The organism is Gilliamella sp. wkB108, from assembly GCF_001690195.1.
In the GTDB taxonomy this organism is placed as follows: domain Bacteria; phylum Pseudomonadota; class Gammaproteobacteria; order Enterobacterales; family Orbaceae; genus Gilliamella; species Gilliamella apicola_L.
Genome location: NZ_LZGM01000066.1, coordinates 87,955 through 108,832, shown reverse-complemented (window position 1 = coordinate 108,832; position 20,878 = coordinate 87,955). Strand labels below are relative to the sequence as shown.

The following is a 20,878-nucleotide window of genomic DNA, read 5'->3' as shown; positions in this document are numbered from 1 at the left end:
CTAACTTAATCATCCGCCTACATGCCCTTTACGCCCAGTCATTCCGATTAACGCTCGCACCCTCCGTATTACCGCGGCTGCTGGCACGGAGTTAGCCGGTGCTTCTTCTGTAATTAACGTCAATTGTTGCACCTATTAGATACAACACCTTCCTCATCACCGAAAGTACTTTACAACCCGAAGGCCTTCTTCATACACGCGGCATGGCTGCATCAGGGTTTCCCCCATTGTGCAATATTCCCCACTGCTGCCTCCCGTAGGAGTCTGGACCGTGTCTCAGTTCCAGTGTGGCTGGTCATCCTCTCAGACCAGCTAGAGATCGTCGCCTTGGTGAGCCTTTACCCCACCAACTAGCTAATCCCATATGGGTTCATCAAATGGCACATGGTCCGAAGATCCCATGCTTTGGTCTCTCAACTTTATGAGGTATTAGCAGTCGTTTCCAACTGTTGTCCCTCGCCACTCGGCAGATCCCCATACCTTACTCACCCGTCCGCCACTCGTCATCAAGTGCAAGCACTTATGTTACCGTTCGACTTGCATGTGTTAAGCCTGCCGCCAGCGTTCAATCTGAGCCATGATCAAACTCTTCAATTTAAAGTTTGATGCTCAATAACTGTCTCTGACATATTCAAATGAATCTTCAGTGTCACTTATCAAGACTTTATCTTTTAAGTCCGTAGACTTTATTCTTTCGTCTCGCAAGTGCCCACACAGATTGTCTGTTTCTTAATTTTTAAAGAGCTGACAGTATCATTTACGCTTTCGCTTTTACTGTCTCAAGGGCTGCGTATACTACGCTACACCTTCATATTCGTCAAGATCTTTTTTCAAAATTTTTGATCCTGTTCACTAAACTTTCGCTGCCTTGTTTTCGTTGACTGCGTGTCAGTGGATGCGCATTATAGGGACTTCTTTTTTTTTGGCAAGTAAAAAAGATCATTTATTATTTCAGTCGCGTAAGCTTTAGACACCTTAAATCTTAATTGTTTGATATTTATTAAGATTATAATTTTCAAATTTTGAGATTAGTTTTTCTACATATTGATTATATATTGTACTTAATACAATATTGTTGGTTAATGATGCCTTTTCTTTACTTAGATCATACTGTTCGTTGAGTAAGTTATAGACACGCGACGCAATAGCATTACCAGAATCAATAAACGTTGTATGTGGAAATATTTTTTGTAATTCATCTTTAATGAATGGGTAATGTGTACAACCTAATACTATGGTATCGGGGATAGTTGGTAGAGACAGCCATGGTTGTAATAATTTTTTTAATTGTAAAATATCAACCGCATTACCCTGTAATTTGCTCTCAGCAATAAGCGCTAACTCAGATAATCCCAGAAGATTAACAGTACAATCTTTGGCAAACTCTTGAATTAAATGAGTGGTATATGCTCTTTGTATTGTGGCTTTGGTTGCTAAAAGTCCGATACATTTATTTCGACTAATTTGACTAGCTGGCTTTATTGCTGGTACTACGCCCACGATAGGGAAAGCAAATTTAGAACGTAAACTTGGCAAACAAATTGTACTTGCGGTATTACAGGCTATAACAGCTAAACTAATAGAATAAGATTTTGTAATAGTTTCAATCACCGAAGTTACACGATCAATAATCACTTCTGCACATTTATCACCATAAGGAAACATCTCGTTATCAAAAGCATATAGGTAATGCAAATTAGGCATTTTTTTGTAGATTTCATCATAGACGGATAATCCACCAATACCAGAATCAAATATTAATACCGAAGGAGATTGTCTTACATTATTCATATCTTACAACTGAAAATTATTTGGGAGTAGATAAGTTAAAATGGCACTATCCTAAATTGATTGAAAATTAATGCAAGCAATTTTGTTTAAGGTAATGCTGGCTTTTTTTTATATAAGTTATTAGAATAGACGTCTAGATGTTAAAACTGCCAAAATAACAATCACACAGCTCAATTTAGTATTTCAAGACTCACAGACCATAAATAAGAAGGTATATCATGTCAGAATTTCTATTTACTTCAGAATCCGTTTCGGAAGGTCATCCAGATAAAATCGCTGATCAAATTTCAGATGCTGTACTCGATGCTATTTTAAAGCAAGATCCTAAAGCTCGTGTCGCTTGTGAAACATATATAAAAACAGGTATGGCTCTTGTCGGTGGAGAAATTACCACTTCAGCTTGGGTTGATATAGAAGAGTTAACTAGAAAAACGATTAATGATATTGGATATACTAGTTCTGAAATGGGATTCGACGCTAATTCATGCGCGGTCCTTAATGTAATTGGTAAACAGTCCCCTGATATTAATCAAGGTGTCGATCGACAAAATCCTTTAGAACAAGGTGCCGGCGATCAGGGCATTATGTTTGGTTATGCAACAAATGAAATGCCAAATTTAATGCCTGCAGCTATTAGTTATGCTCATGATTTGATGCGTCGCCAAGCAGAAGTTAGAAAAAACGGAGCGCTTCCATGGTTAAGACCTGATGCAAAAAGCCAAGTCACATTAATTTATGAAGATAACCAAATTAAAGGAGTGGATACCGTAGTCTTATCAACCCAGCACTCTCCTGATATTGAACAAAAAGCGCTACATGAAGCGGTAATGGAAGAGATTATCAAACCAACTTTACCAGCAGAATGGTTAACCTCTCGAACTAAATATTTTATTAACCCTACTGGACGTTTTGTTATTGGCGGTCCTATGGGTGATTGTGGATTAACTGGGCGTAAAATTATTGTTGATACTTATGGGGGAGCTGCTCGTCATGGTGGTGGAGCCTTTTCAGGTAAAGATCCTTCTAAAGTCGACCGTTCAGCAGCTTATGCTGCTCGTTATGTAGCAAAAAATATTGTTGCAGCAGGACTTGCTGATAAATGTGAACTACAAATATCTTACGCAATTGGTATTGCAAATCCAACTTCAATTTATGTTAATACCTTTGGAACTGGAAAAATAGATCAAGAAAAAATTGTCTCTTTGATCAAGGAATTTTTTGATTTAAGACCTTACGGACTTATTCAAATGTTAGATCTTATTCAGCCAATTTATCAAAAAACTGCAACTTATGGTCATTTTGGTCGAGACATGTTTCCTTGGGAACAAATAGATAAAGCAGAAGTTTTACGCGATGCAGCAGGATTATAAAAGAATACCAATTTATTTACACAACCAGGTCATGGCTTGCTTAAGAAAATACTTAACGCAAGCCAATAATCTCTTGCAAACCCACTATATTGAACCCAAAATCATCTATAAAGTTAAAGGAAGTATAGCTGGTAGTGCTTTTTTAACGCGTTGGGAAATTCAATTAAATTCAACGATGCTTAGTGAAAACGGCATCGTCTTTATTGAAGAAGTGGTACCTCATGAACTAGCACATCTGATAGTTTATAAAAAGTTTGGAAAAGTAAAACCTCATGGCAATGAGTGGCAATATATTATGTCTCAAATTCTGGGTAAAATACCAAAAACCACGCACAATTTTGCTATCAAACGTACAAACTTTATATATTACTGTCAATGCCAAGAACATTTCTTGACCAAAATAAGGCATAATAAAATTCAGCACAATAATACTGAGTATTTATGTCGTAAATGCGGTACTATACTTAGACTTAAACATTCTAGTTGATATTAAATATTACATGTGCAAATTTGATTTTCATTTTTATAAAAGTTCCGTATTCATTATAATTCTTGCCGTACTGCTTTACATTACAGGTAATTTCTTCATACCATTATACAATGGATTAACTGTTTCATTAGTTGAACACTCACAATCGCTATTTTTATTATTCATGTGTGGTTATACCTATCACTATACCAAACGTATAAACGGTAATAGTGATCTTCATAAATTCTGGATCTGGACAATATTTTGGTGGTTTATGCTCTTTGGACGAGGAATAAGCTGGGGACGTGATTTCTTCCCTGATGTACCTCGTTTTTACTACAAAATTATTGCAAGTTTTTTAATCGCCATCCCTATACTGAGCATGTTTTTACCCACAATACGTCGTGAAATTGTCAGACGCTTTAAATTTGAACCAATCCCTGTCTGGCATGTAATATTGGCGTTCTTATTTTTAGGTATTGCTGATATTGCTGAACATCATCGTATTGGTCATCAATTTTTAGTTTTATCTAGAGAACGAAAAGATTTAATTGAAGAGTTAATGGAAATACCTTGTCTTTTAAGTTTAGGTTTAGTCACCTTCTATATGCAAAAAAATGAACAAAAAAGGTTAAATTCATCATGTTAAGTTATCGTCATAGCTTTCATGCGGGTAATCATGCTGATGTCCTGAAGCATATTGTTTTAACCCTTTGTCTAGAAGCATTAAAAGAAAAAGAAAAACCTTTTTTGTATTTAGATACACACTCTGGTGCAGGCCGATATTTATTAACAAGTGAACATTCTGAAAAAACTGGAGAGTATTTATCAGGCGTCAATTTAGTGTGGCAACAAACTAATATTCCTGAACAACTTAATACTTATTTTTCTGTATTAAAACGTTATAACCCATTTGAAAATCTAAAATATTATCCTGGCTCTCCTTTAATTGCCAAACAATTATTACGTGAGCAAGATAAACTCAATCTTACCGAACTGCATCCTACTGATTACCCATTGTTACGGCAAGAATTCAGTAAAGATAAACGAGCTAAAGTATTACGTGAAGACGGATTTTCCCAACTTAAATCAAAATTACCTCCGGCATCTCGTCGCGGAATAATTCTGATCGATCCCTCTTATGAGATAAAAGAAGATTATCAAAAAATACCGGCTGCATTATTAGAAGCTTACAAACGCTTTGCTACCGGTATTTATTTACTTTGGTACCCAGTTATTTCGCGTACCCAAACGCAAAGAATGATTGACGGTATTGTAAACTTGGGGATTAAGCGAATATCGCAGTTTGAATTAGCAATAAAACCTGATAACAACCAAAAAGGTATGACGGCATCAGGGATGATAGTAATTAATCCACCTTGGAAATTACATCAACAAATGCAAACTATAATGCCATGGCTAACAGATATTTTAGATACAAAACAAACAGGAAGTTTCACTATTAAACAGTTAGTATCAGAATAAAATTATTATTTCAAATGCGAGGGTAACCTCGCATTTTTCACATTCTATTGGCTATAATTTAAATAACACTTATTGCAGAATATAATGCCTAAGAAAATAGTAATAGATAACCATAAATTATGGAAAAAAGTGACAAGAAAATAGATAAATCCACAAAACAATCGTGAGTAAAAGCGAAAGACAAACTGCCGCAGAACCATAATCCTTTGCTCTACCAGATAGTTCATGTCTCTCACTACCTATGCGATCAACAACACACTCAATTGCACTATTTATTAATTCTACAATCATCACCACACCGATAGAACCCAGTAATAAAATCCTTTCGTAAATTGAAAAATTGATCAACATAACCGTTATATAAGCTACTACCAATGCAATTAATTCTTGACGAAAAGCGGTTTCATATTTGAACGCCGATTTAAAACCTTTTATAGAGTATTTCGTTGCATTAATAATTCGTTGTAGTCCCGTCGCTTTTTCCATATTAAAATCCTATAACAAGTCTATCTTGCGTATCCATAATTCATCAAACGTTGGAATCGTCTCTCAAGTAATACCGACAACTCCATAGTTTCAAGTTCATCCAGATCGCTAATCAATTGTTGTTTAAGTGAAGCAGATACCGCGACATAATCACGATGAGCACCACCAAGAGGTTCAGCTATAACAGAATCAATAAGATTTAACTTTAACAATTTATCTGCTGTCATATTCATTGCTTCGGCAGCAATAGGTGCCTTATCTGCGCTTTTCCACAAAATTGAAGCACATCCTTCCGGTGAAATAACTGAATAAGTACTATATTGAAGCATATTTACCTTATCAGAAACCCCAATAGCCAAAGCTCCACCAGAACCACCTTCACCTATAACTGTACAAATTGTTGGCACTTTTAGGCGTGACATTTCCCGTAAATTGCGTGCGATTGCTTCTGATTGGCCTCGCTCTTCAGCGCCAATACCGGGATAAGCACCGGGTGTATCAATAAAAGTAATAATTGGCAATTTAAATCGCTCTGCTAATTGCATCAATCGTAAAGCTTTCCGGTAACCTTCGGGTGCTGGCATACCAAAATTACGGTAAATTTTTTGTTTCGTTTCACGTCCTTTTTGGTGACCAATAACAACCACCGGACGATCATCAATGCGAGCAATGCCACCTACAATGGCTTTATCATCAGCATAGGCTCTATCGCCAGCTAGTTCATCAAAGTCTGTAAAAATTTCTTTGATATAATCTAAGGTATAAGGTCGATTAGGATGTCTGGCTAATTGTGCCACCTCCCAGGGTGATAAACTTGAAAATATTTTTTTTGTTAATTCTCGGCTTTTTTTATTTAATTGTTTAATTTCTTTATCTAAATTAATATCTAATTCAACTTGTTGTGAATCAATATTCTTTAAGGAATTAATTTTTGCTTCTAATTCCGCGATCGGCTTTTCAAATTCCAAAAAATTGTTCATAACGCTTATGATTGCCTCTTATTTTATTTTGTATTTTTTCAAATACACTACCAACAACAGTATACTGACTATTTCTTAAGATAAAATTAAGCCAATTCTACTATGTAATACTCATTGAAGTCATCTATATTATCTCTAATAAGATCTAATAATTAAAATACTACTATGCCTTTATTAATAGGCATTTTATTAATCAAATACTTAACTTTAAAAGTATCACTCTTTATACAAATCCAATAATGATTAATCGAATTCAAATTCGATACGATCGTTGCCGAGTAATGTTTTCAACTCAACAATCAGGGCATCTTCTGGCACAATTCTCCATGTAGTACCAAATTGGATTCGCACCACAGAATCTTCTCGGTGATAATATAAATTAACCAGTACACTACCATGTCGATAAGGTTCAAACAGCTGTTGTAATCGCTGTAAAGTTGTACGATCTGCTTCATTTTCTGTTAACGTAATGGCTAAGCCTTTAACATATTTAGCTCGAGCATCTTTCAAATCGACTATATCACGCACCGTCATTTTAAGACCGCCATTAAAATCATCATGACTGACTTGTCCGGTTACAATTAAAATTTTATCTTTTACTAATAAATGCTCAAATTTTTCCAATGAATCGGCAAAAAGCATGGCATCAATACGACCCGATCTATCATCTAGGGTAAATAAACCAATTTTATTACCTTTTTTAGTAATTCTTACTCTAGCATCTACAACAATGCCAGCTAAGGTTATTAGTTTTCCCCAACCGGTAGGCGATGCTTCACTAATACGTAAGCCACCAGCATAACGATTCAATTCTTTTAAATATTGGGTGACAGGATGACCTGTTAAATAAAGCCCTAAAGCATCACGTTCTCCGTCAAGTAAGACTTGTTCTGGAAGCTCTGGTACTGCGGCATAAGCATGTTCAACTTGTTCTGGCTCTTCTGCTAGTACCCCAAACATATCTTCCTGACCAATATTTTGAGCTTTAGTATATTGATCGGCTGCTTGCATTGCATCATTAATACTATGCAAAATAGCTGCCCGATGAGGGCCTAACTTATCAAAAGCGCCTGCCATAGTTAATTTTTCTAGGACACGACGATTAATTTTTTTAATATCACTACGCGCACAAAGCTCAAAAATATTTTTAAAATATCCACCACTATTACGTGCTTCAACAATAGCCTCAATTGGACCTTCTCCTACACCTTTTATTGCGCCGATTCCGTATACAATTTCGCCTTTTTCATTAACATGAAAATGATAGAGTCCACTATTAATGTCTGGAGGATTAACTTTCAATCCCATTCGTAAACATTCATCAACTAAACCAACAATTTTATCAGTGTTATCCATGTCAGCAGTCATTACCGCAGCCATAAATTCTGCTGGATAGTGTGTTTTTAACCATAAAGTTTGGTAAGAGACTAGGGCATAAGCAGCAGAATGAGATTTATTAAAACCATAACCTGCAAATTTCTCTACCAGATCAAAAATGCGCATGGAAAGTTCACCATCCACACCTTGTTTTTCTGCCCCTTCTTTGAATACAGAGCGTTGTTTTGCCATCTCTTCAGGTTTTTTCTTACCCATTGCACGACGAAGTAAGTCGGCTCCACCTAATGTGTAACCAGATAATGTCTGAGCAATTTGCATAACCTGTTCTTGATATAAGATTATGCCATAGGTCGGTTCTAAAATAGGTTTTAAAGATTCATGTTGGTGATTAATGTCCGGATAAGAGACTTCCTCTCGACCATGTTTTCGGTCAATAAAATTATCTACCATACCTGATTGCAACGGCCCCGGGCGAAATAGAGCCACCAATGCAATCATATCTTCAAAGCAGTCAGGTTTTAAACGCCTGATTAAATCCTTCATACCACGTGATTCTAATTGGAATACGGCGGTAGTTTCTGCTTTCAATAATAATTCAAAAGATTTTTCATCATTAAGAGGAATGTGGGTAATATCAACTTTTTCTTTACCTTCTCGCACTTGTCGTTCATTAATCATTTTGATAGCCCAATCAATAATGGTTAATGTTCGTAGTCCCAGAAAGTCAAATTTTACTAATCCTGCATATTCAACATCATTTTTATCAAATTGGGTAACCGGATGATGTCCTTCCGGATCACAGTATATCGGCGAAAAATCGGTAATTTTTGTAGGTGAAATCACCACGCCACCGGCATGTTTACCGGCATTTCGAGTTACACCCTCTAATTGCCGAGCAATATCAATTAATGATTTAATTTCTTCATTGTTGTCATATAATTCTTGAAGTTGCGGTTCTACTTCAAATGCTTTTGCTAACGTCATTCCCGGATCTGGAGGAATTAATTTTGAGATTCGATCGACAAATCCATATGGATGCCCAAGTACTCGTCCTACATCACGAATTACCGCTTTAGCAGCCATTGTACCAAAGGTAATAATCTGGGAAACAGCTTCACGTCCATACATTTCAGCGACATGATCGATAACCAGATCGCGTTTTTCCATACAAAAATCGACATCAAAGTCAGGCATAGAAACACGTTCTGGGTTCAAAAAACGTTCAAAAAGAAGATCAAAAGCTAAAGGATCTAAATCAGTAATTTTTAATGCATAGGCAACCAGTGAACCCGCACCCGATCCCCTTCCGGGACCAACTGGAATATCATTATCTTTTGACCACTGTATAAACTCCATCACTATCAGAAAGTAACCGGGAAATCCCATTTGATTAATAACAGTTAATTCTGTTTCTAAACGCTCATCATACTCTGCTCGTTTTTGTTTTCTTACTTCAGGGTCGGGAAAAAGAAATTCAAGTCGTTCCTCTAATCCTTCGCGTGATTTGTGAACCAAGAAATCCTCAGTTGACATTTCACCTGTTGGAAATTTAGGTAAAAAATACTCCCCTAACCGGATTGTGACATTACACCGTTTAGCAATCTCTACACTATTGGCTAATGCCTCTGGTATATCTGAAAATAATTCACACATCTCTTGTTCAGAACGTAAATATTGTTCAGGTGAATAATTTTTAGGTCTATTAGGATCTTCAAGAGTATTACCGTCATGAATCGCAACACGTATTTCATGTGCTTCAAAATCAGAAGCAGTTAAAAATCGAACATCATTAGTGGCAACAACCGGCAACATATATTGTTCAGCCAGTTTTACTACACTATGGATAAATAACTCTTCATTTGCTCGCTTAGTACGAACTAATTCAAAATAGAAATGATCAGCAAAATTGGCAGTATAAAATTGTAAAGCGTTATCAACAATTGTCTGATTATTTCGGATAATACCTATACCAATATCGCTTTCTCGTCCGGCTAACAGGATTAATCCATTATGATACTCAATTAACCATTCATGATCTACAACGGGTAAATCACCAATATAACCACGTTGATAAGCTTTTGAAATTAAAAGAGTAAGATTTTGATAACCTTCATTGTTTGTTGCCAAAATGGTTAAACGAAAAACATCATCAGGCAAATCAGCGCTTTTAATCGCTAAATCAGCACCAATAATTGGTTTAATCCCTTTTGACATTGCTGATCCATAAAATTTCACCAGTCCACAGAGATTAGTAAAATCAGTGATTGCGAAAGCTGGCATCTGTAACTTGCTTACTTCATTTACTAAAGTACCCACTTTAGCAATTCCGTCAACCATTGAGAAATCACTATGCAAATGAAGATGAATAAACTTAGGTTCGGCCATAATTACCAAAAATGATTATACAAATAAAAAATTAAGCAAGATTATATCACAAGCAGCATGAATATTCTTAATCTCTTTGGGTATCGAAATTATAAGCGATACCTGATAATAAAAACTCTCGTTGCACAACCGCAACGAGAGTATCTTGCTACTGAAACTGATAATATAGTTTCAAAAAAAGAAACAAAGCGATAAAAAACTACTTACGACGTAATCCTTCGGCATTAGCTGCTTTTATGGCAGCAAATACAGTATCTGGATTGACTTGCGCTGGAGAGTTATGTATCGATTCCCCTTCTGCACAAGCTAAAATAGCTACCTTCATCAAATCTTCATCACTGACATTTGACAAACCTATTTCAGCAAGGGTAGTTGGTAAACCGACCGATTCACAAAATGCATAAACTGTTTCGATCATATTTGGATCACTATCAATCAACATGAGCATTGCCAGAGTACCAAAGGCTACCTTTTCACCATGCCAGTAATTATGTGTGGCTTCCAATGCTGTGAACCCGTTATGGATAGAATGAGCTGCAGACAATCCTCCACTTTCGAATCCTAAGCCTGAAAGAAGCGTATTAGCTTCAATTACATGTTCTAATGCTGGCGTAACCACTTTTTGCTCACAAGCATTTTTTGCTAACACACCATATTCCAATAATATATCAAAACAGAATTTTGCTAAGGCAAATGCTGAAATTGGTCCTGACCGACCTGACATATTAGCAGCTTTAGATTGACGGCAATCTTCAGCTTCGAACCATGTTGCTAAAGCATCTCCCATCCCTGCTACCAAAAATCGTGCTGGTGCTTTAGCGATAACATTTGAATCAACTAAGACTAAATCTGGATTACGTGGTAATACGAAATAGCGTTTGAACTCACCTGTTTCTGTATAAATAACAGACAAAGCACTGCATGGTGCATCAGTTGATGCTAGCGTCGGTACGACCACACATGGATAATTTAGTCCTGCGGCAACCGCTTTGGCCGTATCAATAGCTTTACCACCACCAATACCAACAATCACATCAATCTGCTGAGCTTTGACCAATTCACTGATTCTGTCAATCTCTTCATCACTACATTCCCGATTAAAAACATCAATAGCAAATTCAATATTGCTGGATAATGACTTTTCAATCACTTCCGATAAATTTTTATGTGCAGATGGACTTTCTAGCAAGAGTGCTTTTTTACCAAGTCGCGCCAACTCTTGACCTAAGCAATTTTCAATTGCATTAAAACCTTGAATATAACGATTAGGAAAAAGTGCAGTAGTAATCATAATAACAGCTCCTTAAATATAAAATAAAAATTTGTTTATCAATAAAACCTGTCATCAGCAATCAATAATGAAAGATGTTTATCAATATAATTTTTATAACATACGCTTTTATTTCCAATTAATCTAATCGGGTGTGACAAAAATGTGGTACAAACCACATTTTTATTTATCTAAGATGAACTGTTATTAGTGGTAAGGAAAAAACAAGGATCTGTTCCCATCACAAGATGTGATGGGAAAGTCAAATAGAATTAGATTTTCTTAAATAACACTGAACCATTGGTACCACCGAAACCAAATGAGTTACAAAGTGCATATTCCAAATTTTTAACTTGGCGGGCTGTATGTGGTACATAATCGAGATCACATCCTTCATCAGGATTATCTAAATTAATTGTTGGTGGTACTGCCTGATCTCGTAATGCCAATATAGTAAAAATGGACTCCACTGCACCTGCGGCTCCAAGTAAGTGACCTATCATGGATTTAGTTGAACTAACTAGCACTTTATTAGCATTTTCTCTAAAAATACTCTTTACTGCCTGAGTTTCTGCTTTATCTCCAGCCGGTGTAGAGGTTCCATGCGCATTAATATAACCAACTTGCTCTGGTGTAATACCTGCATCACGTATAGCACATTTCATTGCTAATGCCGCACCACTACCATCTTCTGGCGGTGAAGTCATATGATAAGCATCGCTGCTCATGCCAAAACCAACAACTTCAGCGTAAATCTTAGCACCTCGTTTTTTAGCATGTTCATACTCTTCCAAGAATAGAATTCCTGCGCCATCACCAAGTACAAAACCATCGCGATCTTTATCCCATGGGCGACTTGCACCTTTAGGATCATCATTGTTAGTTGATAAAGCACGTGCAGCACCAAAACCACCAATTCCCAGTGGAGTACTTGCTTTTTCACCACCACCAGCTAGCATTGCATCTGCATCGCCATAAGCAATGATTCTTGCTGCATGACCAATGTTATGCACACCTGAAGAACAGGCTGTTGCGATAGTAATACTTGGTCCTTTTAAACCGTAAATAATAGATAAATGACCCGCAATCATATTAACAATGGTTGAAGGTACAAAAAATGGACTAATTTTACGTGGTCCACCAAAAACTAATGCACTATGATTTTCTTCAATTAACCCAAGTCCTCCAATACCTGAACCAATCGCACAACCAATTCGTTCTGCATTTTCTTCCGTGATATCAATGCCAGCATCTTGCATTGCTTGCATACCTGCAGCTATACCATACTGGATAAAATAATCCATTTTGCGCGCATCTTTGCGTGAAATATTATAATCTTCACCATTGAAGTTTTTAACCATCGCTGCGAAACGCGTTGCGAAAGGGGCTGTATCAAAGTGTTCGATGAGTTCAACACCACTTTGACCTGCTAATAATGCTTGCCAAGTGGATTCAACTGTATTACCTACTGGAGATATCATGCCCATTCCGGTAACAACAACTCTGCGTCTAGACACATTGTCCTCCAGAAAAGGATTGAAATGAAATTTGAATCAATGAAAATTCTATCATTAAGCTTATTTAATTTATATTTAGTCTATTTTACTTAAAAAAAAGACACAAATACAAACTAGGCGATCATCTGACCGCCTATTGAGAAAATTCTGCCAACCTTATTGATTTGCAGTAATATAATCAATTGCTGATTGTACAGTTGTGATTTTTTCAGCTTCTTCATCAGGAATTTCAGTATCAAATTCTTCTTCTAAAGCCATAACTAGTTCAACTGTATCAAGAGAGTCAGCGCCAAGATCTTCAATGAAAGAAGATTCATTTTTCACTTCTTCCTCTTTCACACCAAGTTGCTCAACAATAATTTTCTTAACTCGCTCTTCAATAGTGCTCATACTCTTTTTTTTCCTATAAAAATCGCCGAAAGTGGCGGTGAATGTAAGTTTATAAAATGTTGAAAAAGATGCAAACCATTTTTCAACCCAATTGCTTATTTTTTGCTCAAACCATCAAAAATATCGGTCTATTTTACACTATTCTAACTCATTACACCATATACATGCCACCATTGACATGTAAAGTTTCACCTGTGATGTAAGATGCTTCATCAGAAGCTAGAAAAGCAACTACATTAGCTACTTCAGCAGGTTCACCTAACCGTCCAGCTGGAACTTGCGCAAGAGTTAATGCTTTTTGTTCATCGGTTAGTGCATCGGTCATATCCGTTGCAATAAATCCTGGTGCGACAACATTAACCGTTATACCACGAGATGCCACTTCACGAGCTAATGATTTACTAAAACCAATTAGTCCTGCTTTAGCTGCTGCATAATTAGCTTGCCCTGCATTACCCATAGTACCAACAACAGAACCAATTGTCACAATTCTGCCATAACGTTTTTTCATCATTGTGCGCATTAATGCTTTTGATAGACGAAAAACAGAAGTTAAATTAGTATCTAAAATAGCTTGCCATTCATCTTCTTTCATTCTCATTAGTAAGTTATCACGAGTAATACCCGCGTTATTCACTAAAATATCAATATCGCCAAATTCTGTTTTAATTGCACTAATCACTGATTCAATAGATGCATCATCAGTGACATTTAAAGCAAAACCTTTACCTTTTGAGCCTAAATATTGACTGATAGCATCAGCCCCTTTTTCGGTCGTTGCCGTACCAATTACTGTTGCACCACAAGCAACAAGTTTTTCTGCAATTGCTTTGCCGATACCACGGCTGGCACCTGTTACTAAAGCAATTTTTCCTGATAGATTCATAACTACCTCTTTTTATCTTTTACTTAGTATTTTCTAGTGCAACATCTAACGAAGTTTTATCATTAACCGCGCAACCAGAAAGTGAATCAACAATACGTTTAGTTAATCCTGTTAAAACTTTACCCGGTCCCATTTCAACTAAAAGAGTCACATCTTGTTTAGCCATTTGTTCTACTGTTTCAGTCCAACGAACAGGACTATAAAGCTGTGCAATTAAAGCGGCCTTTATATTTTCAGCAGAGGTTTCAACTTTTACATTAACATTATTGATAACGGCAAATTTCGGTGTATTAAACACAATGCTATCTAAAGTCGCCGCTAATTTCTCAGCCGCAGGTTTCATTAGCGCACAATGAGATGGAACACTTACTGCAAGTGGCAAGGCTCGTTTAGCACCCGCTTCTTTACATAGAGCGCCAGCACGTTCGACGGCTTCTTTATTGCCAGCAATGACAACTTGTCCAGGAGAGTTAAAATTAACAGGGGCTACAATTTGACCTTGGGCAGCTTGTTCACAAGCTTTACTGATTGATTCATTATCTAGTCCAATAATGGCATACATTGCACCTGTTCCACTTGGTACCGCTTCTTGCATTAATTTACCACGAAGTTCAACTAACTTAATCGCATCTTTAAAATCAATCACACCAGCACAAACTAATGCTGAATATTCGCCCAAACTATGACCAGCCATAAAAGCGGGTTGGCTACCATTCAAACTTTGCCAAACTCTAAAAATAGCTACCGATGAAGCCAGTAATGCCGGTTGAGTTTGCCAAGTTTTATTTAACTCTTCAGCAGGCCCTTGTTGTACTAAAGTCCATAAGTCATAGCCTAAAACTTCAGATGCTTCATCAAATGTTGATTTCACAATTGGATAATTATCGGCTAAATCTTTTAACATACCGACGGCTTGTGAGCCTTGTCCCGGAAATACCATTGCAAATTTGGTCATTATAAAATCCTTGATCATTCAAAACATAACATACTATTAAAATCTAATTAATGCCGATCCCCAAACAAAACCGCCACCAAATGCCTCTAATAAGATTAATTGGTCTCGCTTAATACGCCCATCGCGTACACCAACGTCCAATGCACATGGTACAGAAGCTGCTGAGGTATTACCCTGTTTATCTAAAGTAACTATTACTTTACTCATATCCATGTTTAAACGTTTAGCAGTTGCCGAGATAATGCGTAAATTAGCCTGATGAGGTACTAACCAGTCTAAATCAGATTTATCCAAACCAGATTCCGTTAAAAGCTCATCTACCAAATTTGAAAGCTCTTTAACAGCAATTTTAAACACTTCATTACCATGCATTGTCATATACACAGGATTAGTCATATCCCGACGATCAACATAAGGGTATTTTAATAACTCACCATAGCGACCATCAGCATGGAGATGTGAAGCGATAATACCAGGTTGTTCTGATGCACCCACCAAAACCGCCCCGGCACCATCACCAAAAATAATAATGGTTCCACGATCATTTGGATCAACGCCACGAGTTAACATATCGGAACCAACAACTAGGGCATATTTAGTTGCACCACTTTTAATATATTTATCGGCAATATCAAGCGCATAAACAAAACCAGAGCATGCAGCTGATACATCAAAAGCAATCACATCAGCAATATCTAATTTGGCTTGTAATTCAGTTGCAGAACTTGGGAACGCATTAACCGATGTGGCAGTGGCAACAATGATTAAACCGATCTCATTTTTATCAATATTAGCCATGTCAATCGCGTTGATTGCTGCCTGATAGGCCATAGTTGTTACGGTTTCATCAGGAGCTGCGATACGTCTTTCTTTAATACCTGTACGTGTTGTGATCCATTCATCACTAGTATCGACCATTTTTTCAAGATCGGCATTGGTTCTGATTTGTTTTGGAAGATAACTCCCTGTTCCTAATATCTTTGTATACATCTATTTATTCGCTCTTAGGTAGTGCAGAAGAAAGGCTACTAGCAATCTTCTCAGGTATATTTGTTTGTATAGCTAAAATAGCTTGTTCTATTGCTGCAAAAAATGACTTTTGGTTAGCACTACCGTGACTTTTAATTACAATGCTTTGGAGTCCCAACAAACATGCTCCATTATATCGTCCGGGATCTAAATAACCAAAATTTTTTGCGATCTTTCTTTGTAACCATTTACTCAATAATTTCATTAGTAATGAATGGTGACCTAAGGATAGTTTAAAAGAGGACATGAAAATTTTGATTAAGCCTTCTACGGTCTTAAGCGTCACATTACCGACAAAACCATCACACACTAATACATCTGTTTTACCGGTCAAAAGTTCGTTACCTTCCAAATAACCAATAAAATTTATCTGATCATTTGATTTCAAAATAGAAGCCGCTGAACGAATCTTATCCAATCCTTTAATATCTTCTTCGCCAATATTTAACAAAGCTACGCGAGGATGAGTGATCTTATGCACAGTTTTAGCCAAAATTTCACCCATTATCGCAAATTGTACCAGCATATTACTATCACATTCAGCATTGGCACCTAAATCAAGCACAACCGTATTTTGGTTATTTAGTGCTGGTATAGTCGCAACTAATGCTGGACGATCTATACCGGTAAGAGAATGGAGAAGTAATTTAGACAATCCCATCAATGCACCTGTATTACCTGCGCTAACACATGCCTGTGCCTGATTATCTTTGACCAGTTCAAGAGCCATTCTCATTGACGAACCTTGACTGTGTCGGATAGCGTAGGAAGGTTTCATATCATTAGCAATAACAGAGGTTGATTTAATCACCTTTAAGCGATTGTTAGCTTGATATTGATTAATAAGTTCTGCATTTTCTTTAGACAAAAAGGAGCCAATTTCTGTTGGATCGCCCACCAGAAAAATGGAAAGATTTGGATAACGATTTAGCGCTTGTATTGTAGCAGGAACAACAACACGAGGACCGAAGTCCCCGCTCATAGCATCTAACGCAATGGTTAGATTATCCAAAATGTCACCTGAGGATTTCTAATTATATAATAATTACTTAGAAATCACTTTACGACCACGATAATAACCATCAGCGGTTACGTGATGACGTAAATGTGTTTTTCCTGATTCATCAACTGAGATATTAGCTACAGTTAATGCATCATGAGAACGACGCATACCACGTTTTGCACGAGTTTTACGATTCTGTTGAACAGCCATGGATTTACCCCTTATTCTTTAAACTAACTAAAATTGCAAACGGATTTGGTTTTTCATTCTCAGCTGGAATTTCGCCAAATACCATATCTGCCTCTGACACTTCGCAGTGTTTACTATCATGTACCGGTGCAATTGGCAATGAGAGAATAATTTCGTCCTCAAGTAACGCTAATATATCTACTTCGCCAAACTCGTTCATTAGAACAGGTTCATAATGTTCCGGTAGCGTCTCTGCTTGAGCATCGCTCTTAACAGGACTAAATTTATTCATCACATGAACTTCTGTGATAAAAGGTTTAAAGCAACGTTGACATATCAACTCTAACGTCGCTTTTGCATCAATTGTGATAACGCAAAGTCTTTGCTCATCGTAATCAAAAGATAAGCGACACTCAATATCACTTTTCAGATTTTCAACCCGCTTGGCACTTTTTGCTGGATAATATCCAACATAATCAAGTCTCTTTTGTGCTGCTTTAATTGGGTCAATTGTTAATGGCAATTTATTTTGCATAAGATATGCATGTTACCTTAAAATTATTAAGTGTTGTTAAAAACTACACAATACTGTAAGGCGCGCATATTACCTTTAAATAAGGCTTTCGTCAATGGGCGCTTACAATATAATTTGTTTTAGTTATTGATTATTACCTTAATATTGTTATTGTTTAACGATTTATTTTTTGTAAAGAAGTTTCAGGTTAACTATACGTTTAAGTATAAATCAATCCTACATTCAACTAAAATAAGCATACATTTTGCTCATCACAATAGATGAGTCTATTTATCTTGTGACGCTATTATGTTCTTTATTTAGTTACTTTGATAAAAGTGTAGCGATTTTTTGTAAAAAAGATTGAATTTCTGGGGAGTAGGAATAGCTTGATTGAAAAATCCCCCAAGAGTTCTTACTGCCATCATCAAAAAAAATAACAATTAAAAAACCTCCACCATCGTTTAAACTAAAATGAATATTGTTTGATCCTTTTAAAAACTCTTGCGGTACCTGTCTTAATAGATTTTCTGGATAGTTGACAATCTCGCCTTTTCTATTAGCTAAATCACAAGACACTATTCCCTCTTGTGATGAACAAATAGGATCATCCAAAAATCTTTCGATGGAATCTTGCTTAATAACTAACCTAAGAATAGAAGGAGGAAATGTAGAATACACACTGCTTACTGAAACCATTACCACATTTTTATTCGTATCTGTTTGAGCATAAACTTGCATACAAAATAGAGATAAAAACAAGGCAAATATAGAAATTGATTTTGTAATTGTCATTACATATCCTTAATATCTAACACTTCTATCTTTTCTAATAAGATCCCATTGCCATTTATAGAATGAATACATTTTTTATAAAATTGGAAGATTAACGTTTGCGTTTAGATGATTGACAAATTATTGTTTAAATTCAATGTTAACTTTTTGGAGCAAGGTTTTTCTCATAATTATTGTGTATATGATTGAGATAACATATGTCTACTTTTTAGCGAGGATCATTTTTTTAATTGGTTAGTTAGATCATAATGATAATTATCCTATAAACTCTTATACTAAAACATATAGTTAACCTGAAACATCTTTACAAGCTAAATAGATATCTAATTATTAGCTATAGTATGGCTTTTTTGTTTTATGCTTAATCTATCTACCAACTACCAGATGCACCGCCTCCATTACTACGGCCACCTCCGCCACCTCTAAATCCACCACTTGAACGATTGCTAGATCCTGATCCACCTCCACGCCCTGTAAAGTTACCACCACCTCTACTGCTATTGCTTTTACGTAAATGTACAAAAACACATAAAAACATGGTACCCAAACAAGTAATCAATAATATTTTTAATGTAATAAGTAACGAATAACCATTGCAAAACGTAAATCCCCCCACCGACAATCCATTAAGTACTCCGGTGGCTAAAATCCGTAAACAATATTGTTTTAATGAACTCATCGATGATTTAAGTCCAAATACCAGATTTATAACAAGACAAAGAAAAAAACAAATGGCAAATGAAATCATACCATAATTAAGCAGGCGCTGACCAAATTCGCTATTCACTATAGTATTAAGACTAGCATCTTGGTTGTTAACAAATTCAGGTAAAGAATCACTCATATACGGTACTAACATCGATAAAGCATCTTTGATACCTTGATAATAGTTATTTTGTTTAAATTGTGGCTTTAACTGGTTTTGAATTATATTGTCAGCTATTAGATCAGTAATCGATCCTTGTAACCCCATACCTACTTCAATATGCATGCGTTTGTTTTCTTTGGCTATCAACAATAAAACACCGTTATCACGACTTCTTGCACCAATCTTCCATTTTTCAAAAACTCTAACAGCATATTGTTCAATCGTTTCATCATCAAGTTTTGCAATCATCAGTACCACAATTTGTGCGCCATCAGTACGTGTATTTTCAAAATTGTACAAGTAGGATTCAAGTTCACTACGTTGCGATGCTGTTAGCGTTCCAGACGTATCTATTACATCACTATTAAAAGGAGGAATGTTAGTCAGTCCGTAACTGTAGCAACTGATGATCAGCCAAAAAATCAGTATGAAAAAATTTTTCATTTTATTTACTGACTAAAATTGACATTTGGCGCATTAGATATTTCTTTCTCGTTTTCAACAGTAAATTGCTGTTTAGGTTGTTCATTTATTATATCAGCGACCCATTTTGTCGGTAACCCACGGATAAAACTATTATAGGCTTGGACTGCTTCAATATAACGACCACGTGCCACAGCTATTCGGTTTTCAGTGCCTTCAAGTTGAGTCATTAAATTTTTATAAAGTGTATCGGCTTTTAGCGCTGGATAATTTTCACTTACAGCAATAAGATGGCTTAATGCTGTACTTAATTCAGATTGCGCCTGTTGGAACTTGGCAAATATCGCAGGATCGGACAGTTGCTGCGCATTAATCTGAATGGAGCCTACTTTAGCACGGGCTTCTGTTACCTCTGTTAACACTGCTTTTTCATGCTCAGCATAACCTTTTACGGTATTAACTAAATTCGGGATTAGATCTGCTCGTCTCTTATACTGATTGAGAACTTCTGCCCAAGAAGCTGCTACTTTTTCATCCTGAGATTGAATGCTGTTATAACTATTAAAAAAGACAAACACTCCAACAACAACGAGTAACAAAATGAGATAAATCGGTTTTAATTTCATAGCAAGCCCTAATAGTTAATTAATTCACAATTAAGTTTGTAAAAAGGTAAAGTATTATATCAAGATTTGAAAAGAACTAAGACAGAGTTTAAGTCAATGAGAAAAAACT

Annotated in this window: 20 protein-coding genes and 1 rRNA gene; 4 read left to right on the top strand and 17 right to left on the bottom strand. The window is 36.3% G+C overall.

What is annotated here, in order from left to right; genetic code table 11:
- Both A9G11_RS06655 and murI read right to left on the bottom strand, forming a co-directional pair.
- Positions 1–597 (bottom strand): 16S ribosomal RNA (locus A9G11_RS06655); the annotation flags it as partial.
- A gap of 378 nt (positions 598–975) precedes the next feature.
- A complete protein-coding gene (murI, locus tag A9G11_RS06650) occupies positions 976–1,791 on the bottom strand; it encodes a glutamate racemase (protein WP_065618716.1) in 816 nt (271 codons plus the stop codon).
- A gap of 218 nt (positions 1,792–2,009) precedes the next feature.
- Between murI and metK the strand changes: the two genes are divergently transcribed.
- Genes metK through A9G11_RS06630 form a run of 4 tightly spaced genes read left to right on the top strand, consistent with a single transcriptional unit; the run spans position 2,010 to position 5,115 of the window.
- The gene (metK, locus tag A9G11_RS06645) at positions 2,010–3,161 is read left to right on the top strand and encodes a methionine adenosyltransferase (protein WP_065618715.1); all 1,152 of its coding nucleotides are present in this window, start codon (positions 2,010–2,012) and stop codon (positions 3,159–3,161) included.
- Positions 3,145–3,648 carry a SprT family zinc-dependent metalloprotease gene (locus A9G11_RS06640; protein WP_065618714.1) on the top strand — a complete coding sequence of 168 codons (504 nt, stop codon included), beginning with the start codon at positions 3,145–3,147 and terminating at the stop codon, positions 3,646–3,648. Before metK ends, A9G11_RS06640 begins: the two co-directional genes overlap by 17 nt.
- Before the next feature lie 13 nt (positions 3,649–3,661).
- Positions 3,662–4,279 (top strand): hypothetical protein, encoded by a 618-nt coding sequence (locus tag A9G11_RS14175; protein WP_141674365.1) that lies wholly within the window; start codon positions 3,662–3,664, stop codon positions 4,277–4,279.
- Complete coding sequence (locus A9G11_RS06630; RefSeq protein WP_065618712.1) at positions 4,273–5,115, top strand: 23S rRNA (adenine(2030)-N(6))-methyltransferase RlmJ; 843 nt, start codon at positions 4,273–4,275, stop codon at positions 5,113–5,115. Before A9G11_RS14175 ends, A9G11_RS06630 begins: the two co-directional genes overlap by 7 nt.
- 117 nt (positions 5,116–5,232) lie before the next feature.
- Here the strand turns inward: A9G11_RS06630 and A9G11_RS06625 are convergent, their stop codons facing one another.
- The 15 genes from A9G11_RS06625 to A9G11_RS06555 all read right to left on the bottom strand — a co-directional run bounded on the left by A9G11_RS06625 (position 5,233) and on the right by A9G11_RS06555 (position 20,769).
- The gene (locus tag A9G11_RS06625; protein WP_065618711.1) at positions 5,233–5,601 is read right to left on the bottom strand and encodes a diacylglycerol kinase; all 369 of its coding nucleotides are present in this window, start codon (positions 5,599–5,601) and stop codon (positions 5,233–5,235) included.
- A 20-nt stretch (positions 5,602–5,621) separates the two neighbouring features.
- A complete protein-coding gene (accA, locus tag A9G11_RS06620) occupies positions 5,622–6,581 on the bottom strand; it encodes an acetyl-CoA carboxylase carboxyl transferase subunit alpha (RefSeq protein ID WP_065618710.1) in 960 nt (319 codons plus the stop codon).
- A gap of 243 nt (positions 6,582–6,824) precedes the next feature.
- Positions 6,825–10,304, bottom strand: a complete 3,480-nt coding sequence (gene dnaE, locus A9G11_RS06615; RefSeq protein WP_065618709.1) for a DNA polymerase III subunit alpha — start codon at positions 10,302–10,304, stop codon at positions 6,825–6,827.
- A 199-nt stretch (positions 10,305–10,503) separates the two neighbouring features.
- On the bottom strand, positions 10,504–11,595 hold the full coding sequence (locus tag A9G11_RS06610; RefSeq protein WP_065618708.1) for a glycerol dehydrogenase: 1,092 nt from the start codon (positions 11,593–11,595) through the stop codon (positions 10,504–10,506).
- A gap of 251 nt (positions 11,596–11,846) precedes the next feature.
- Positions 11,847–13,091 (bottom strand): beta-ketoacyl-ACP synthase II, encoded by a 1,245-nt coding sequence (gene fabF, locus A9G11_RS06605; RefSeq protein ID WP_065618707.1) that lies wholly within the window; start codon positions 13,089–13,091, stop codon positions 11,847–11,849.
- Positions 13,092–13,247: 156 nt separating this feature from the next.
- On the bottom strand, positions 13,248–13,481 hold the full coding sequence (gene acpP, locus A9G11_RS06600) for an acyl carrier protein (protein WP_034910452.1): 234 nt from the start codon (positions 13,479–13,481) through the stop codon (positions 13,248–13,250).
- A 151-nt stretch (positions 13,482–13,632) separates the two neighbouring features.
- Complete coding sequence (gene fabG / locus A9G11_RS06595) at positions 13,633–14,367, bottom strand: 3-oxoacyl-ACP reductase FabG (RefSeq protein WP_065618706.1); 735 nt, start codon at positions 14,365–14,367, stop codon at positions 13,633–13,635.
- Positions 14,368–14,386: 19 nt separating this feature from the next.
- Positions 14,387–15,322 carry an ACP S-malonyltransferase gene (fabD, locus tag A9G11_RS06590; protein WP_065618705.1) on the bottom strand — a complete coding sequence of 312 codons (936 nt, stop codon included), beginning with the start codon at positions 15,320–15,322 and terminating at the stop codon, positions 14,387–14,389.
- A 36-nt stretch (positions 15,323–15,358) separates the two neighbouring features.
- A complete protein-coding gene (locus tag A9G11_RS06585) occupies positions 15,359–16,312 on the bottom strand; it encodes a beta-ketoacyl-ACP synthase III (RefSeq protein ID WP_065618704.1) in 954 nt (317 codons plus the stop codon).
- A gap of 4 nt (positions 16,313–16,316) precedes the next feature.
- Complete coding sequence (gene plsX / locus A9G11_RS06580; RefSeq protein WP_065618703.1) at positions 16,317–17,363, bottom strand: phosphate acyltransferase PlsX; 1,047 nt, start codon at positions 17,361–17,363, stop codon at positions 16,317–16,319.
- 33 nt (positions 17,364–17,396) lie between these two features.
- Positions 17,397–17,564, bottom strand: coding sequence for a 50S ribosomal protein L32 (rpmF, locus tag A9G11_RS06575; protein ID WP_025316508.1), 168 nt, complete (start codon positions 17,562–17,564; stop codon positions 17,397–17,399).
- Positions 17,565–17,568: 4 nt separating this feature from the next.
- Complete coding sequence (gene yceD / locus A9G11_RS06570) at positions 17,569–18,078, bottom strand: 23S rRNA accumulation protein YceD (RefSeq protein WP_065618702.1); 510 nt, start codon at positions 18,076–18,078, stop codon at positions 17,569–17,571.
- A 303-nt stretch (positions 18,079–18,381) separates the two neighbouring features.
- The gene (locus tag A9G11_RS06565) at positions 18,382–18,852 is read right to left on the bottom strand and encodes a hypothetical protein (RefSeq protein WP_065618701.1); all 471 of its coding nucleotides are present in this window, start codon (positions 18,850–18,852) and stop codon (positions 18,382–18,384) included.
- A gap of 370 nt (positions 18,853–19,222) precedes the next feature.
- Positions 19,223–20,164: a TPM domain-containing protein gene (locus tag A9G11_RS06560; protein WP_065618700.1), complete on the bottom strand. Its 942-nt coding sequence runs from the start codon at positions 20,162–20,164 to the stop codon at positions 19,223–19,225.
- A 5-nt stretch (positions 20,165–20,169) separates the two neighbouring features.
- Entirely contained in the window at positions 20,170–20,769 is a 600-nt protein-coding gene (locus tag A9G11_RS06555; protein ID WP_065618699.1) for a LemA family protein, read from the bottom strand.
- Between the last annotated feature and the right edge of the window lie 109 nt (positions 20,770–20,878).

Excerpts from the sequence above, each read along its gene's own strand:
- murI (WP_065618716.1), bottom strand. The coding sequence starts at position 1,791 with ATGAATAATGTAAGACAATCTCCTTCGGTATTAATATTTGATTCTGGT.
- metK (WP_065618715.1), top strand. The coding sequence starts at position 2,010 with ATGTCAGAATTTCTATTTACTTCAGAATCCGTTTCGGAAGGTCATCCA.
- A9G11_RS06640 (WP_065618714.1), top strand. The coding sequence starts at position 3,145 with ATGCAGCAGGATTATAAAAGAATACCAATTTATTTACACAACCAGGTC.
- A9G11_RS14175 (WP_141674365.1), top strand. The coding sequence starts at position 3,662 with ATGTGCAAATTTGATTTTCATTTTTATAAAAGTTCCGTATTCATTATA.
- A9G11_RS06630 (WP_065618712.1), top strand. The coding sequence starts at position 4,273 with ATGTTAAGTTATCGTCATAGCTTTCATGCGGGTAATCATGCTGATGTC.
- A9G11_RS06625 (WP_065618711.1), bottom strand. The coding sequence starts at position 5,601 with ATGGAAAAAGCGACGGGACTACAACGAATTATTAATGCAACGAAATAC.
- accA (WP_065618710.1), bottom strand. The coding sequence starts at position 6,581 with ATGAACAATTTTTTGGAATTTGAAAAGCCGATCGCGGAATTAGAAGCA.
- dnaE (WP_065618709.1), bottom strand. The coding sequence starts at position 10,304 with ATGGCCGAACCTAAGTTTATTCATCTTCATTTGCATAGTGATTTCTCA.
- A9G11_RS06610 (WP_065618708.1), bottom strand. The coding sequence starts at position 11,595 with ATGATTACTACTGCACTTTTTCCTAATCGTTATATTCAAGGTTTTAAT.
- acpP (WP_034910452.1), bottom strand. The coding sequence starts at position 13,481 with ATGAGCACTATTGAAGAGCGAGTTAAGAAAATTATTGTTGAGCAACTT.
- fabG (WP_065618706.1), bottom strand. The coding sequence starts at position 14,367 with ATGAATCTATCAGGAAAAATTGCTTTAGTAACAGGTGCCAGCCGTGGT.
- fabD (WP_065618705.1), bottom strand. The coding sequence starts at position 15,322 with ATGACCAAATTTGCAATGGTATTTCCGGGACAAGGCTCACAAGCCGTC.
- A9G11_RS06585 (WP_065618704.1), bottom strand. The coding sequence starts at position 16,312 with ATGTATACAAAGATATTAGGAACAGGGAGTTATCTTCCAAAACAAATC.
- rpmF (WP_025316508.1), bottom strand. The coding sequence starts at position 17,564 with ATGGCTGTTCAACAGAATCGTAAAACTCGTGCAAAACGTGGTATGCGT.
- yceD (WP_065618702.1), bottom strand. The coding sequence starts at position 18,078 with ATGCAAAATAAATTGCCATTAACAATTGACCCAATTAAAGCAGCACAA.
- A9G11_RS06565 (WP_065618701.1), bottom strand. The coding sequence starts at position 18,852 with ATGACAATTACAAAATCAATTTCTATATTTGCCTTGTTTTTATCTCTA.
- A9G11_RS06560 (WP_065618700.1), bottom strand. The coding sequence starts at position 20,164 with ATGAAAAATTTTTTCATACTGATTTTTTGGCTGATCATCAGTTGCTAC.
- A9G11_RS06555 (WP_065618699.1), bottom strand. The coding sequence starts at position 20,769 with ATGAAATTAAAACCGATTTATCTCATTTTGTTACTCGTTGTTGTTGGA.